The sequence below is a fragment of the Moorena sp. SIO3H5 genome (assembly GCF_010692395.1).
Lineage (GTDB): Bacteria > Cyanobacteriota > Cyanobacteriia > Cyanobacteriales > Coleofasciculaceae > Moorena.
The window spans coordinates 1-15793 of the sequence record NZ_JAAHHS010000162.1 but is presented as its reverse complement, the minus strand read 5'-3'; the positions used below and the strand labels follow the sequence as shown (position 1 = coordinate 15793).

Below are 15793 nucleotides of genomic sequence, written 5' to 3'. Positions count from 1 at the left end.
AAGTGCGCCCAGATGTGGTTACCATATGCTATGGCTTAGCTGCTAGTATGGGCGCATTTCTCCTAGCAGGGGGAGCTGCTGGTAAGCGGATGGCATTGCCCAATTCTCGGATTATGATTCACCAGCCCCTTGGCGGTGCTCAGGGACAAGCGGTGGATATAGAAATTCAAGCTAAGGAAATTCTATACCACAAGCAAACCCTTAACGAATTACTGGCTAATCACACCGGTAAACCGGTGGCTCAAATTGCCGAAGATACCGAACGCGACTTTTTCATGTCAGCGGCGGAAGCTAAAGACTATGGTTTAATTGACCAGGTGATCTCCCGGCAGAATCTTCCTAACCAGGAAGCAGCTGTCGCTTCTATTTAGAAAGAGGCTTCTTATGTCTAAATACGACTCCCATCTAAAATGTTCCTTCTGCGGTAAGTCTCAAGAGCAAGTACGCAAATTAATTGCTGGCCCCGGAGTCTATATTTGTGATGAGTGTGTTGATTTATGTAATGAAATTTTAGATGAGGAGTTACTCGATTCCGGTGCGCCTGCTCCCCAGCCTGCTCCTCGACCAGAACCTGCCAAGAAACGTCGTCCCCGTGCTAACCGCATTTCAATGAATCAGATTCCCAAACCCAGGGAAATTAAACGGTATCTAGATGACCATGTGATTGGTCAAGAGGAAGCCAAAAAAGTTCTGTCAGTGGCTGTGTACAACCACTATAAGCGCCTAAGCTTGCTCCAATCTAAAGCTCAGGGTCAGGGTCAGGGAATAATGGATGATGGCATAGAGCTACAAAAGTCCAACATTCTTCTAATTGGTCCTACTGGTTGTGGTAAAACATTACTCGCCCAAACCTTAGCCAAAATATTAGATGTGCCTTTCGCTGTGGCAGATGCCACAACCCTGACAGAAGCTGGTTATGTTGGTGAAGATGTAGAAAACATCTTACTGCGACTATTGCAAGTGGCAGATCTGGATGTGGAGGAAGCCCAGCGAGGGATTATCTATATCGATGAAATTGATAAGGTAGCCCGCAAGAGTGAAAATCCCTCCATTACCAGGGATGTTTCTGGGGAAGGAGTCCAGCAAGCATTACTGAAAATGCTAGAAGGAACCATTGCTAATGTTCCCCCTCAAGGTGGACGCAAACATCCTTATCAAGACTGCATTCAGATTGACACCAGCAATATTCTGTTTATTTGCGGTGGTGCGTTTGTTGGTTTGGATAAGGTGGTTGAGCAACGCCTAGGCAAGCGTTCCATGGGATTTATTCAGCCTGGAGAGAATCAGTCGAAGGAAAAGCGCACAGCAGATATTCTGCGACACTTGCAGCCCGATGACTTGGTGAAATTCGGCATGATTCCCGAGTTCATTGGTCGCATACCAATGGTAGCGGTCATTGAACCCCTGGATGAAGAAGCCCTGATGGCAATTTTGACAGAACCCAAGAATGCACTTGTCAAACAGTATATGAAGCTGCTGAAGATGGACAATGTTAACTTGGAGTTTATGCCAGATGCAATTCGAGCGCTGGCCCAGGAAGCTTACCGCCGTAAAACTGGTGCTAGGGCGTTAAGGGGCATTGTGGAAGAATTGATGCTGGAAGTGATGTACGAGTTGCCTTCTCGTAAGGATGTCACTCGCTGTACAATCACAAGGGAAATGGTAGAGAAGCGCTCAACTGCTGAACTATTGGTTCATCCTTCTTCATTGCCAAAGCCAGAATCAGCATAGTAGTAGCATAGTAGTAATTTTTCATTTGTCATTGGTCAAAATAAAATTTATTGCTTGTTAATTGTTGATTGTTAATTGTTAATTGTTAATTGTTGATTGTTGATTGTTGATTTTCAATTAACAAAGGACAAGGATCAGAAAATGCCTTACATTCAAATTCGGGGTGTAGAACACTACTATGAATGGGTAAAGAAGTCAACAGCTTTTGGAAATAAACCTGTGATGGTCTTTATCCATGGCTGGTGTGGCTCGTCTCGCTACTGGGAAAGTACCGCTAAAGCTCTATCCAATACCTTTGACTGCCTCCTATATGACCTAAGGGGGTTTGGTAGGTCAAAATTACCCCAACAGGGGACAAACTTGACCTATGAGATGGAGGACTATGCTGAAGATTTAGTGGTGTTGTTAGATACCCTGGGACTTGGTCGTATCTATATCAATGCCCACTCCCTAGGGGCATCTGCTGCTACGATGTTTCTCAATCGTTATCCTGGGCGGGTTGAGCAGGCAATTTTGAACAATAGCGGTATTTTTGATTATGACGAGAAATCCTTCACCGCTTTTCACAAAATTGGTGAGTTAGTAGTTAGGTTCCGCCCCGGTTGGTTGTTAAATATTCCCTTGGCCGGTACCGTGTTCATGATGCGATTTTTGCACCATCCCCTACCTAGGGCAGTGAGCCGGGTTTTTTTGGCAGATTACCTAATGGCTGATTATGAGGCAGCTTTGGGAACAATGCTGACTGCGGTTAGTAAGTATGCGGCTGAGGTAATGCCTAATAAGTTCGCTCAGTTAAAGGTGCCAACCCTGCTAGTTTCTGGTGAATACGACAAAATTATTCCTTCAGCACTAGGGCGTAGAGCTTCACAATTAAGTCAAAACGTCAAGTATGTTGAAATTCCTCATACAGCTCACTTTCCGATGTTGGAGGCTCCAGGGGTTTATCTAGAGCAGGTGCGGGAGTTTATTTGTGTTAGCTGAGGCTTAAAGAAATTACTGCTCTTCGAGGAAAATAAGTGGTTAGTGCTCAAAAGACTGAACCACATAGAAATAGGTTAAAAAATCAGGAAACCCCCAACCTGTAAAAGCTGGGGGCGGTGATCAGGGTGCATCTACTACTTTCTTATTCGAGTAGGTGTGACCCTTCTCCGGAAAGATTTTGAGAGTGAGTTCGCTTCAAGAAGCGCATCCTCGGCAACCGGCTAACGGGAAGATTGGGAAAGAAGGTAGTATGTATGACGGCAACTAGGTCTTTCCAGATTAGTGTGCATAGGCTACTGATGTTAATTTTTATAAATAGCTCAATAATTTCCTTAACTTACTGAAAAATATATTTAGGAATATACAGCAAGTTGTGAGGAATCTTATCTCTGGAAACCGAGGTAAAACAGAGACATAACTGCTGAAAATGAGCAACGGAGATGGGCTACTCAAGTTTCTTGGGTTCCATCATCCCCCCTCCATCTACATCAGGGAGCAATATTACTATGGCACATCTGGTTCAGAATCTAGTTGAAACGGAAGTCGATCAACACCAAAACAAGAATGCAGGAGATGATCCTTTCCAGCCTCAAGCTCGTAAGTATCGCCAAAGTCAGTTACAAAATATACTAAAAACACTGCAAAACACCTTAGCAATTTGTCAAACTAACGAAGATTTGACTGGTCAAGTGGATACTCTCAAACGCATTGGCTTAGTTCATTGCCGTTTGGGAGAGTATGCCTGGGGCATCAAGTGTCTCGTGCAAAGTTTACAAATGGCCAATGATGTTGGTTCGCCGAAGAGTGTAGGTGTCATTCTTCATCATCTCGGAATGGCTTATTGCCAAACTAACCAGGATGATAAGGCATTTAAGGTTTATCTAAAAGCATTGAGGATTTTCCAAAAAACTCAAGATCACTCAGAAATTGCTAAAATCCTTAATCACCTAGGGGAAATTCACAATAACTGGCATCAACCAGTACTGGCTCTGAGATGCTTTCGCCAAGCCATGAAGATTTTTCAAAACTTAGGCAATTCAATTGATGGCGAAGGCAGAGCACTGGAAAATATAGGGGAAGCTTATACCCAGCTTGGAAGATACCGTCAAGCTCTTGCTGTCTTGGAGCAAGCCCTAAGCATTCACGAAAAAAAAACATCCTCTCGTCACTCTAGTCGGAAGTTAAGTACTCTTGAGAGGATTGGCACAGTTTACTTCCGACTAGGTGAAGAACTACGGGCTTTGGATTTCTATCATCAAGCTTTGGAGATTGGTCAGGAACTGAGTAAACCACCTCATGGTAACACCAGAAGCTTAGATTATATCGGAGCGGTTCACTACCACTTGGGAAATTACCCCCATGCCTTAGCGTATCACTTACAAGCCTTAAGACTTTGGCAAGAAATCGCCCATCCTGGGGAGGGGGAGAGCTTGTTCCATGACAAGGCTGAATTCTCTCAACTCAGGACAGTTTATGACTGTCTGGGTATATCTGAGCAAGGGGTGCAGTGCAGCAAACAAGTACAGAAGATGATCATTAACTGTGGTTACCGAGTTAGTGAAGAAGAGATTAGCCAGTATCTGAGTCACGGTGGAAGGTTAAACCATAACTTAGATTGATAATGCAACATAGAATGATTAATGCATGGTAGCCTAAAGACTCGTTAGAATAAGTTTTAAAACCCCCAATAATTTCCATTTAACGACAATTAGATAATTATCGATAAACAGCAAAACTGTGAACTGGCAGACCAGATTCACCTATAAGCTGTGAAGCATCTAGTTTTATGAGACACTCTAAGCTAAATTGTGGGTTACAGCCTCATAATTATCTTTCTTTAAGATGCACAACAACGTAAAACCAAGCAAAATTAGGAGTCACAAGTAAGCAATGGCACAAGCAACTGAGTCACAGCAAAAAGGTATTCAACTGACAGATAAAGCCCTAAAGCATGTTTTAGCCCTGCAACAAAGTCAAGGAAAAGACCTTTACCTGCGAGTTGGTGTTCGCCAGGGAGGCTGTTCAGGACTGTCTTACATGATGGATTTTGAAGAACCTAGTAACATTCGGGAGAATGATGAAATCTTTGACTACGATGGCTTCAAAATAATCTGTGATCCAAAGAGTCTGCTTTATCTCTATGGTCTGGTACTCGATTACAGCGATGCTATGATTGGTGGTGGATTCCAATTCACCAATCCCAATGCCAATCAAAGCTGTGGGTGTGGTAAGTCGTTTAGCGTTTAGAGGATTGTTAGTTGAAAGTCTGTCAGTTCACGACCACCACCAAGGACTAGAAGACTTAGGCAGTGGTGCTATATAGGTTAGCGCTTATAGGTAGCGCTATATCTAGTTAGGGCGCAAGGCTTGTACCCCTACAATAGATTAGGCTTGAGCTAAAGATTTTGGGGAAGTCCTAGACTAATAAGTAATTACTAATGACTAACGACTAACAGCTCATGACTAAAACATCACTATTTGGTCTGAAGGCAGATCATTTCCGTCATCCTCTAGATTTGGAAGCAACCACAGCCCTGAAGCAGTTGCCAGGGATAGACTTGGTGGTGCGAAATTTACTAGGTCCTGTGGCGGAACAGTTTTTTTATCTGAACAATATTGCTGCTAGTGTTTTGGTGGGAGAAAATCAACTACCCCATCTTCATAAACTACTCGAAGATGCCTGCACAACTTTAGATTTAGAGCCGCCTCAACTTTATGTGCAGCAAAATCCCGCTCCCAATGCCTATACCTTTGCTATGCGGGGTAAACAGCCTTTCATTGTCTTGCACACCTCTTTAATTGATCTGCTGACACCAGAGGAAATTCAGGCGGTTATTGCCCATGAACTGGGTCATCTCAAATGTGAACATGGGGTGTACCTAACACCGCTCAATATCATGGTATTAGCGGCTAGTTTAATTCCGAATTGGGGGATGCTCATTGCTCAAAGCATACAGGAGAAGATGTTAGAGTGGCTACGATGTGCGGAATTTAGTTGCGATCGCGCTGCTTTACTGGCTACTCAAAATCCGAGAGTGGTCATGTCTGTATTGATGAAACTAGCTGGTGGTTCGCCAACTCTGGCACCACAACTGAACTTAGATGCGTTTATCGCTCAAGCTAGGGCTTACGATAGTGTCGGTGATACTGAGCTGGGTCAAGTACTCAAACAATTGCAGATCTCTCAACTAAGCCATCCCTTACCTGTACTACGGGCGAGAGAAATTGACCGTTGGGCAAGTTCTCAATCTTATCAGTCCTTGTTAAATCAGCGGTTAATTAGTTATAATAATGGGGATGCCCAAACGGGCGGGTGGCGAAATTGGTAGACGCACCACACTCAAAATGTGGCGGCCTTATGGTCATGAGAGTTCGAGTCTCTCCCCGCCCACTGTAACTAAGGGGCAAAATTAATGGCACAACGACTAAAACGGTGGGAATCGCCCCGCCGAGAAGGACGTAACCGGAAAGGAAAAGGAGGCTCTGCACGGCACAGACAACTGAAAAAACAGACTCAGATGCTGCGCCGGAAGCTTAAGGAAAGTCGGAAAGGACTCCGAAACCAAAATCAAGACAACCAAAATCAAAACCAAAATCAACGATGGGGAAGAGATATAAATGCTCTTCCCTATTTTTTTTGTAGAACCCTGTCTAACCAGCTCAAAATATTCCTTGCATTAACCCAAACTCAGAAATATAGCAGAAGTCAGAAGTCAGAAGTCAGAAGTCAGAAGTCAGAAGTCAGAAGTCAGAAGTCAGAAGTCAGAAGTCAGAAGTCAGAAGTCAGAAGTCAGAAGTCAGAAGTCAGAAGTCAGAAGTCAGAAGTCAGAAGTTAAACTCTTGCGCTTACTTAGGTTTGAGACTTTTGTCATGTCCGCGCCTGCCCTGGCGACTGCTATACATACCATAAGCTTAATAAATCTTTATAATATTCTTAACAAGCTTAACAAGATAGATATTAGCTCATACAATGATTGACCAGCGCCTTCAACGCAGTAAATTGGATGAGAGCGATGATGCTCTGTTCTATTCATTTCCACGGTTTGTGACTCATGTCGATGAGGGCTTTATCGATCAGCTGGTAAACCTCTACCGGGAGCGACTACAACCCAACACCCGCATCCTGGATCTGATGAGCAGTTGGGTTTCTCACTTACCAGAAGACATGGAGTTTGCTCATGTTGAGGGGCATGGAATGAATCTGGAAGAACTGGTCAAAAATCCTAGACTTAATCACTACTTTATCCAAGACCTGAATCAAAACCAGCAATTGCCATTGCCTGACCAAGACTTTGATGCTGTACTGATTGCTGTTTCAGTTCAGTATATTCAGTACCCCGAAAAAGTTTTTGCTGAGATTCATCGTGTCTTAAAACCAGGGGGAATGGCAATTATTAGCTTTTCTAACCGAATGTTTTTTCAAAAGGCGATTCAGTCCTGGCGAGATGGGACCGAGAAAAGTCGAGTGGAGTTAGTAAAAACCTATTACCAGTCTATTCCTGGATTTAGTTCGCCTGAGGTTGTTGCTCGACCATCGCCGCTTCCTACTTTTCTGCTACAGCTTGGGATCACTTTAGGCGATCCATTCTATGCCGTACTGGCTAATCGAACTACTTGAGCCTGATGAAAAGGGTTTTGTTGAGGGTAATTTTTAAGAGTCAACAGCCAATAGTCAAGAGTCAACAAAACAGAAATTAACTAACTTAATAACTAATGACTAATTACTCATCAATTTGCCAGACATCTTGACTCAAGGCTTCATCCAGAATTTTTTTCGGTCGTAATACTAGGATGAGGCGTCCCAAAAAACTAACATCAGGAGAATCTGGAAACCACTTAATCTCTAACTGTCCTGATTCTTCAACCAAAAAGTAGCTGTCCCCATCCCACTGCTGCTGTGAGCGGTCAATAATAAGCAAAATATCTTCAGGTTTGTTATTCTGTTGAATAGGCAGCTGATTACTGTTACAGAAAATCACCACTGGATCTTGTGCCTTCAAAACTACCTGCCAGCCGGGTACTGCCACGAACGTCTGCTCTCGAAGCCCTTTAACTATATTGAAAGCACCGGTATAGTCAGTTTTAGGAACCTGGTTGAGATCAGCTATTGTCAGGGGTAAGGCACCCACTACCGGAAGCAAACGGGGCAAATCTTCTTCAGCTTCAAGGCGGTATATGGGTAATCTGGGGGCTGGACGCTGAGTGCTACCAAACGCTCCTGTGAGTAATTCTTCGATTTGTTGCCGGGCTTGTTGAGTATGAGCAAACATCAAGCCTCGGGCAATTAAACGAGAACGTTCTTGCAAATCATTGTGTTGTTTGGCAAGTTTCCAATACTGATAGGCAACAGCATCACCAGGATGATTGGTGAATCCCTCCGGTGGACGGCTTCTGCGGGAAAAGGTCTTGAGTGCTTTGGCAACTTCATGGGCTCCTTCGGAGTTCAAGTTTCTAGCAACGAGAAATTCAGCAGCAGCAGCTCGTTCCTCTTGGGTGAGAATCCGCAACTCGTACAGGGAATCGCTACCAGTACTCTCAAAACGCGATCGCACTTGATCGGACACCCCGACTGTAATCAAACTTGTGTAAACCTGAGATGCCACCATCACTTGATTCTGTTGAATTGGCTCAAACCCAGTTTCTTCAAAAATTACCTGAGAACTGTAGCCAGCTTTTTGTAGCTGCTGACAGGCTTGACCCCACTCCACCCAGTTGCGTTCTTTACGCCGCAGTAAGGTTAATAAATCTTCTGTATTTATCTGTTCTGAATTGGTTTGAGGGTGACTTTCAGGAGAGCCTGGTGGTACTTCAGTCATGGTTTAAAGAAAAAGAAAACGAACAGTGCCATCAACGGCAATGTGTATTATATCCCGTTAGGGTTTAGTGTCGCAGGATGTCACTTTTGGAGAAAGCCTAAAATAGAGATTGGGCATTACATCGATTCTTGAAGTATAAAAGATGAAGATAGCAAGTGTAAAGGCAGCAAGGATAAATGAGGTATGGTGCATCTTTTAATTAATCCTCAAACCTAATAATTGTTAAGGAACCGCAGCCATATATAGTCTTTTTACTAGTAATGAGGTACGCAGGATTTTTTCCCTATTCCCTGAACGTAAGTTCTCTATTCCCTATTACCTACTCTCTATTCTATACTCCCTAAATCCCCCAGGGCGTGGTACATCACCTATTTACATTTACATTACCTATTTAATAAATGCTATAACTAGTGTAAAATTATGACTTTTTTAATCATACTTTAAACTTACCTATTACCTACTTTTTAAGTTCTACACAACTCGATTTTTGTTTTGGATCTGTTTAACTTATTCTTGTTGTTTGTTCCTCCTATAGCTGGGGGGATTATTGGCTATTTCACTAATGATTTAGCCATCAAAATGTTGTTCCGTCCCTACAGACCAATTTACATCGGTAAGCGTCAGCTACCTTTTACACCAGGTTTAATTCCCCGCAACCAGGAACGGCTGGCTAAGCGAGTGGCTGACACTATTATGGGGTCTCTGCTGACGCCAAAAGAGTTACAGCGTTTGGCAAAGCGTCTGCTGCATACTGAACGTGTGGAAGCAGCGATCTTGTGGCTATTAAACTTAGGGCTAGATCAAGTCCGGTCGGATAAGCAACAGAAAACAGCTCATATTCTTGCTGGGATTCTCCGAGACTTGATAGGGGAATCGTTGCCACGTATGCTAAAAGTCTTAGCTCGTCGTAAGGATTTCCTAGAAGCTCAACTTAACCATGTTTTTGACCAGATTTTATTGGAGTTTCGACTGGATCAAGAACAAGCTCGGAAGCTTTCTGAGTGGATATTAAAAGTAGTACTCCCCCCAGATATTTTGCGACAGGCAGTTATTGATTTCCTAACTGACCGCAACATTCAAATCATTGATGAAGACTTTCGGGAAAAGTCGAGTGGGACATACTGGGTGGTGGCAAATTTATTTGGTGTGCGCAATGCTTTGATCCGCCTCCGAAGCTTTTGCCTTGACGAAAAAGAAGCGACTAATGCTCGCATCGAAGAGTTAATTGTGGCTCTAGGAACTCGCGATCGCTTGCGGGAATGGTTGCAAAATGTTTCATTGCAAAATCTGCCTTTGTCAACAGTGAGACAACTACGGAAAACTATGCGGGATTCGGTGCGTGCTTATATTCAAGAGGGTGGTGCTGGATTTATACAAGGATTAAATGAATCTATTGACTGGGAAAAAGTGTCTGTGTTAATTATTAATCGGCTCCGAGAGTCAGCAATTATGACTACATCGTTGACAATGATTAGCAAGGAACTCGCTTTGGTTATAGAGCGCTACCTGGAGGAGGATTTGGAAAAAATCATGACTGAAGTGATTCCGATTTTATCTATTGATGAGGTGATTGTTGAACGGGTAAACGCTACTTCTCCAAAAGATATGGAAATCACGATTCAGACTTTAGTAAAAAGTGAATTACAAGCTATTGTAAATTTAGGGGGTATTTTAGGGGTAATGGTAGGACTATTTCAAACAGTGCTGCTGCTGTTGACAGGAGGAATTTAATCAGGAATTTAATCAGGATACTCTATAGAATTTATCCTGAGCCTGATCCTACGGAAGGGGACGTTTATCCCAGTTTATGCTAAGACTGACGGCTAATTATGGATAAAAGTTTACGAGAACGGGGACCTCGGTATCTTTCGTATAGTAAAAAGTTTGGTATTATCGTTCGGAGCCAATAGAGTAAATTTAACAACCAACGATGATTAACTTTAATTTTGCTATTGAGCAGATACACTGGTAATTCCACTAAGTTAGCCAGTCTGGTAAAACTTTCCTGGTCTTTTTCCTCAAAACTTTTTTCTATCAAATACTTAATACTTTTCTGACCGAAGCTAACTAATGCTTGGTGATTTGTCAAGACAATTTCAAAATACTTAATGTAAGACTCCCGCATCAGTGAGCTATTATCGGTGAGATTGAAGCGGTGTTTTCTATAATAGGCTCCGATGATTGGAGTATGGACAAATCTGACGTTCCGTTGTAGAAGTTCCAATACCCATTCTCGATCCTCACAAGCTTTCAGGCGAGTATCAAAATTTCTCTGGTCTAAAAGTTTTTTCTTGAACAGCATCGATTGCTGTAACAATGGAAAAGGAGAGTCTGCCAGAAAATCTGGACAAATTAGCAGTCGTTCGATTAGCTGTTCTTTGGTGAGAGCACCAACAACATGAGGCTTGGTTTCAATAATGTTTTCGTTTTGATCAACATAGATCCGTTCGTAGTCAGAGTAAAATACTATATTATCACCAGTTCCCTCTAAACAGCTCAATTGGAATCTGATCTTATCTTCATGAATCCAATCATCAGCATCTAAGAATTGAATCCATTCTCCAGTCACTTTATCAGCGCCAAAATTACGAGCAGACGAGACGCCTCCATTGTCTTTATAAAAGTACTGTATCTGTGGGTAGGAGTGGACTAACTGATCAGCAACTTGGCGGGTATTATCAGTAGAGCCATCATCGACAATAATGCATTCAATCTGGGAAAATGTTTGCGCTAGTACACTCTTTACTGATTGTTCTAGGTACTGGGCTTTATTAAAGGTGGTGATAACTACTGAGACAGATGTATTCATGAAATAAATTATTTATACCATAGGTTAAAAGTCAGTAATGACCAAATTTTGTTGGCATTATCTGGTTGGTAGTCTTGGATTAATTTATAAAATTATGGTCAAAAAATACTGGTTTCAGGTAATGATTTTATCGACTGACATACATCATCCCAGAGGTAATCTCTGAGCTAAGAGCCAAAAGGCGATAGCCAGCCGTACTTTTTAGGCTTTTGCACTACTTCTGAAAGAAGATATCAGAAAGTAGACCGATACTTTTTAGCTACCAAAATCTACCAAAGGCAAATCAAGGCTCACTAATGCAAGCTGATTTCTCAGCCAGGGGGTATCTCCCAGGGCTCGCAGGAATATCCCACGAGCGCCGTTAATGTCTCGTTCGCGAAGCGTGACCAAAGGTCAATCCATAGATCGGCCATCAACTTTTGATTTAATTATTTTGCTGCCGCCGATGTTAACCAGCTCCCCAGTCCAACTAACGGTTTTACTCGTATAGGCTTCACAAACATCTACAACAATTTTCCCTGTTTCTTGGGCTTTATACTTTAGGAATTCTTTGAAACGATAATGAGCAAAAGAGAGCATATTGCGAACTGTTTTCGATCTAATCTTGCGGTTAGTCTTTCGGGACATCTGAGAAGTCTCAAAAGTGGGAAGCAAAATCACATCAAAGTTGTCAACTAAGAATCGGGCAGCTTTGTGATGTAATTCGTTGATCAGATTCTGGATTTTTATGATCATCCTTCTAGCGGCTTTTCTCATTCGGCGCTTTTGTCCTTTACACGCTTTACTTGTTCGGGACATCAGACTATCGAGATGAGAACAAAGTCGCTGAATTCGGGAAAAATCACCATCCCCAATCTTTCCTACAGAAGTCTCACTAAAGAATGTCAAAAAAGTCCTAACACCGGGGTCTAAAGCGACTACTCTGCCTTGGTTTTCGGCTTTAACATTAGTTGCTTCATGGGGAACTACCAGGTAGCAATTACCGTTAGTGCTAGTTAATCGACAATCACAGATATTCTCAGGTAGAGTCTCAGCAAAGGCAATTTCTCCCAGCTTTGTGTGATAGACACCTTTCCTAGACACTGCTGACTTAGGGATATAGCAAGACTGAACAGGGTTCTTACGAGACCTAAATCTTACTCGGTTAATTTGTGAAGTTTTTTTGTATTTTTTCTTGGCCTCTCTAACAGCAGTGCAAGCATCCTTTATCGCTATAGATTTGATTTGATAAGGCACTGCTTTACACCACTCAGGTAGGTCATTTAATATGCCAGTCTTAATAGCTTTCCAATTAGCTTTGGTCTCACCATCAGAGAGGATCTTGACGGTTTTATTGAAAACATAACGGGACACTCCAAACCACTTACGAACTATTGAGCGTTGCTCAGGGTTTAGGAACACTCGGATCTTCTTTGATTTTCGAACCGTACTTTCGGAGTCCGTGGACAAGGCAACAGAAGACTTGAATGATGGACAGAAGATCTGCGGCTTGCTCTGATCAAAGACAACTTTCAGGTTGGTCGAGAACCAGGATTTTTCCACCGTTGAGACCGACCAGGTACTCAATAAGTTCAAACCCGAATCGGGTAAGTCGGTCTCTACAGGCAACAACAATCGTGAGCTGATCTCCGAGCACAATTCGCTCCAATATGGTTCTAAGTCCTTTTCTTTTGTAGTTGAGTCCTGAACCGATGTCAAAGATGATCTCCGCTTCCGGGAAGAGGGAGTGCTTGTAGGCGACTTGCCTGGCGAGGTCGTCCCTTTGTTTGCTACTGCTGAGGAGGCAGTAGCAGCAAACAGCTTGAAGATGTTGAGATGATCTGGCACCGAGGCGGAGCTTGCTCTCTGTGTCAAAGAATCTAGTTCCTCCTGGGGTTTTTTCCCATTTGATTGTCCCATTATCTGCATACTTCCTTAGAGTGTTCCTGGAGAGTCCCGTAAGTTCGACCGCCTTACGGAGTGGTACAAGTGCCATAGTTATTATCTACCACAGACTTGGAGATAGTGGTAGATTAGTGTATATTTTAATCAACTCTGACAAGCCTCATCAACCCCTTGTTTGATGGCCAAGCTACTTCCCTGGCAAAAGGCTATAGCCATAGCATACTCGACAAACTAGTAATTTTAAAAGGGGGTAGGGGGTTTTAAGGCTGCTTTAATACTGGTCTTATGGGGTATTACGCACCCTGATGGGATTTTGTTCAGCTATGGTAAAACTCAAATCCATGTAGAGCAACCCATCTTGGTTGCTTATGGGTGCATCTGATGTTTTTAAAAATCTCTTTAATAAAGAATCCTAATAACTATTAACAGATAATTAGCACACGTTTTGGGTTCATGATATTAATGAGTATAACCTTCTTTAAAAGTCTGATTTATTAACATAAATTATCTGAAGTCGCTAGCAGGCACGGAAGAAACTAAAACGCTAAATTCAGTAGTTCCAAAACTCGACTCTCGGAGCATCTGCATCTGTAGTCCTACTTTGACGAATTGGTATTACTTTACCGAGTTGCCTACATTATGGATATTTTCTCTTATTTTCCAACAGGTCTAAGGTCGATCTAATTAAGAGTTAACCTTAACAATTAATAACAATTAACAATAACAATTAACAATTTATAATTAATCTTAATAATTAATCGGTAACGATGAAAATGACCAATCACAGCCGTACTTGTTAAGTAATGTTACGAACTTTTGTTAAGGTGTATTGCAACTTGACCCCAAATATTAGGTAAGGTTCAAATCACAGGAAAGTCCATGATAGTATGCATTGCGTAGCTTAAAAAACCATGGGAGAAAACATGCCAGCACTAAGGGTTGCAGTAGTTGGTTCGGGACCAGCAGGCTCTTCTGCTGCCGAGACGTTAGCTAAAGCAGGAATCGAAACCTATTTGTTTGAGCGTAAGCTGGACAATGCTAAGCCCTGTGGTGGTGCGATTCCACTATGTATGGTGAGTGAGTTTGACCTGCCACCAGAAATTATTGACCGGCAAGTGAGAAACATGAAGATGATCTCACCGTCTGATGTTGAAGTTGATATCCATATAAAAAAGGAAAACGAATATATTGGGATGTGCCGTCGCGAGGTGCTTGATGGGTTCATGCGCAATCGTGCGGCTGAGTTGGGGGCTAACTTAATTAATGGCACCGTTTATAAACTCGATATTCCCACCAGTAACTCTCAACCCTATACCATCTATTATTCTGACCATTCTGATGGCAGTGTCAAGGGAACCCACAAAACCTTGAAAGTAGATGTGGTGATTGGAGCTGATGGGGCAAATTCCCGGGTTGCCAAAGCAATTGATGCTGGGGATTACAATTATGCGATCGCTTTCCAAGAGCGCATCAGTCTGCCAGATAACATGATGAATTACTACCAAGACCTGGCAGAAATGTATGTGGGCAATGATGTCTCTCCTGATTTCTACGCCTGGGTTTTCCCTAAATACGACCACGTTGCTGTTGGCACCGGCACTATGAGGGTCAACCAAGCCCTGATCAAAAAGCTACAAGCAGGGATTCGCGCCCGTGCGGCTAAGAAACTTGTGGGTGGAAAAATTATCAAAGTGGAAGCCCATCCGATTCCTGAGCATCCCAGACCTAGACGTGTAGTTGGTCGGGTAGCTTTGGTAGGTGATGCTGCTGGAACAGTAACTAAATCCTCTGGGGAAGGAATTTACTTTGCGGCTAAATCAGCTCGGATGTGTGCTGAAACCATTGTCGAAACCTCTAACGGTGGTAGCCGTATCCCGACAGAGAGTGACCTCAAGCTTTACCTGAAGCGCTGGGATAAGAAATACGGCATGACCTACAAAGTCCTAGATATTCTACAACGAGTTTTCTATAACTCCGATGCTAGCCGAGAAGCCTTTGTAGAGATGTGTGCTGACAAGGATGTGCAGCAGCTGACCTTCGATAGCTATCTCTATAAAACCGTTGTACCTGCTAATCCTCTTATTCAAATGAAGATTACAGCGAAGACAATTGGTAGCTTGTTGCGGGGCAATGCTTTGGCTCCCTAGAACTTGATCTATTTCTGATCAGAAGTAGCCAACTGAGTAACGGTGAGAAAGCTTACCCCCGGCTTAAGGGCGGGGGCTTTCCCATCTAGGTTAAGAAAGTCGATTTGTACTAGCTCTGACATCACCAAGTTCATTCTAGGCAGTCGCCGAAGTCACTTCTAGGGTCTTTTCTGTATTGGGTAACTCTAAGCAATAACCTGCTCCATAAACGGTTTTGATGTACTTAGGATGGCGGGGATCAGGTTCTAGCTTGGTTCTAAGGTGACGAATATGCACTCGAATGGTTTCGATATCATCGTCAGGGTCATACCCCCAAACTTCTTTAAGGATTTCGCTGGGAGAAACAGTTTGACCATGGCGCTGCAGTAAACAGTGCAGTAGTTCAAACTCGAGATGGGTCAGTTTCACGGTTTTATCAAACCAAA

The 15793-nt window shown here is 42.9% G+C and carries 15 protein-coding genes and 1 tRNA gene; 11 read left to right on the top strand and 5 right to left on the bottom strand.

What is annotated here, in order from left to right; all coding sequences use genetic code 11:
* The 9 genes from F6K52_RS18320 to F6K52_RS18280 form a co-directional block, all read left to right on the top strand.
* Positions 1-371: ATP-dependent Clp protease proteolytic subunit (locus F6K52_RS18320; protein WP_293080495.1), on the top strand; the 371-nt coding region annotated here is incomplete at its 5' end.
* 13 nt (positions 372-384) lie between these two features.
* Positions 385-1731, top strand: coding sequence for an ATP-dependent protease ATP-binding subunit ClpX (clpX, locus tag F6K52_RS18315; RefSeq protein WP_070394328.1), 1347 nt, complete (start codon positions 385-387; stop codon positions 1729-1731).
* 141 nt (positions 1732-1872) lie between these two features.
* A complete protein-coding gene (locus F6K52_RS18310; RefSeq protein WP_293080486.1) occupies positions 1873-2712 on the top strand; it encodes an alpha/beta hydrolase in 840 nt (279 codons plus the stop codon).
* Between the two features lie 506 nt (positions 2713-3218).
* Positions 3219-4331: a tetratricopeptide repeat protein gene (locus F6K52_RS18305; RefSeq protein WP_293080483.1), complete on the top strand. Its 1113-nt coding sequence runs from the start codon at positions 3219-3221 to the stop codon at positions 4329-4331.
* 271 nt (positions 4332-4602) lie between these two features.
* Complete coding sequence (locus tag F6K52_RS18300) at positions 4603-4959, top strand: iron-sulfur cluster assembly accessory protein (protein WP_070394331.1); 357 nt, start codon at positions 4603-4605, stop codon at positions 4957-4959.
* A gap of 212 nt (positions 4960-5171) precedes the next feature.
* The gene (locus tag F6K52_RS18295) at positions 5172-6041 is read left to right on the top strand and encodes a M48 family metallopeptidase (protein ID WP_293080480.1); all 870 of its coding nucleotides are present in this window, start codon (positions 5172-5174) and stop codon (positions 6039-6041) included.
* Positions 6020-6103 (top strand) — tRNA-Leu (locus tag F6K52_RS18290). The genes F6K52_RS18295 and F6K52_RS18290 overlap by 22 nt, the downstream gene beginning before the upstream one ends.
* A 22-nt stretch (positions 6104-6125) precedes the next feature.
* Entirely contained in the window at positions 6126-6548 is a 423-nt protein-coding gene (locus F6K52_RS18285; RefSeq protein ID WP_293080476.1) for a hypothetical protein, read from the top strand.
* A 134-nt stretch (positions 6549-6682) separates the two neighbouring features.
* A complete protein-coding gene (locus F6K52_RS18280) occupies positions 6683-7330 on the top strand; it encodes a class I SAM-dependent methyltransferase (protein WP_293080472.1) in 648 nt (215 codons plus the stop codon).
* A gap of 103 nt (positions 7331-7433) precedes the next feature.
* On the opposite strand, the gene F6K52_RS18275 is transcribed toward F6K52_RS18280, so the two are convergent.
* On the bottom strand, positions 7434-8528 hold the full coding sequence (locus F6K52_RS18275; RefSeq protein ID WP_293080469.1) for a RuBisCO accumulation factor 1: 1095 nt from the start codon (positions 8526-8528) through the stop codon (positions 7434-7436).
* 492 nt (positions 8529-9020) lie between these two features.
* Here F6K52_RS18275 and F6K52_RS18270 point away from each other — a divergent pair, with 492 nt between their 5' ends.
* Positions 9021-10259, top strand: coding sequence for a DUF445 family protein (locus F6K52_RS18270; protein ID WP_293080465.1), 1239 nt, complete (start codon positions 9021-9023; stop codon positions 10257-10259).
* A gap of 79 nt (positions 10260-10338) precedes the next feature.
* On the opposite strand, the gene F6K52_RS18265 is transcribed toward F6K52_RS18270, so the two are convergent.
* The 3 genes from F6K52_RS18265 to F6K52_RS18255 all read right to left on the bottom strand — a co-directional run bounded on the left by F6K52_RS18265 (position 10339) and on the right by F6K52_RS18255 (position 13312).
* On the bottom strand, positions 10339-11337 hold the full coding sequence (locus F6K52_RS18265; RefSeq protein WP_293080463.1) for a glycosyltransferase: 999 nt from the start codon (positions 11335-11337) through the stop codon (positions 10339-10341).
* A gap of 393 nt (positions 11338-11730) precedes the next feature.
* The gene (locus F6K52_RS18260) at positions 11731-12879 is read right to left on the bottom strand and encodes a transposase (RefSeq protein ID WP_293080460.1); all 1149 of its coding nucleotides are present in this window, start codon (positions 12877-12879) and stop codon (positions 11731-11733) included.
* Positions 12836-13312: an IS607 family transposase gene (locus tag F6K52_RS18255; protein WP_293080458.1), complete on the bottom strand. Its 477-nt coding sequence runs from the start codon at positions 13310-13312 to the stop codon at positions 12836-12838. Before F6K52_RS18255 ends, F6K52_RS18260 begins: the two co-directional genes overlap by 44 nt.
* An 832-nt stretch (positions 13313-14144) precedes the next feature.
* Between F6K52_RS18255 and chlP the strand changes: the two genes are divergently transcribed.
* A complete protein-coding gene (gene chlP, locus F6K52_RS18250) occupies positions 14145-15368 on the top strand; it encodes a geranylgeranyl reductase (RefSeq protein WP_364418396.1) in 1224 nt (407 codons plus the stop codon).
* Positions 15369-15503: 135 nt separating this feature from the next.
* On the opposite strand, the gene F6K52_RS18245 is transcribed toward chlP, so the two are convergent.
* On the bottom strand, positions 15504-15793 hold a 290-nt coding region (locus F6K52_RS18245), incomplete at its 5' end, for a helix-turn-helix domain-containing protein (protein WP_293080453.1).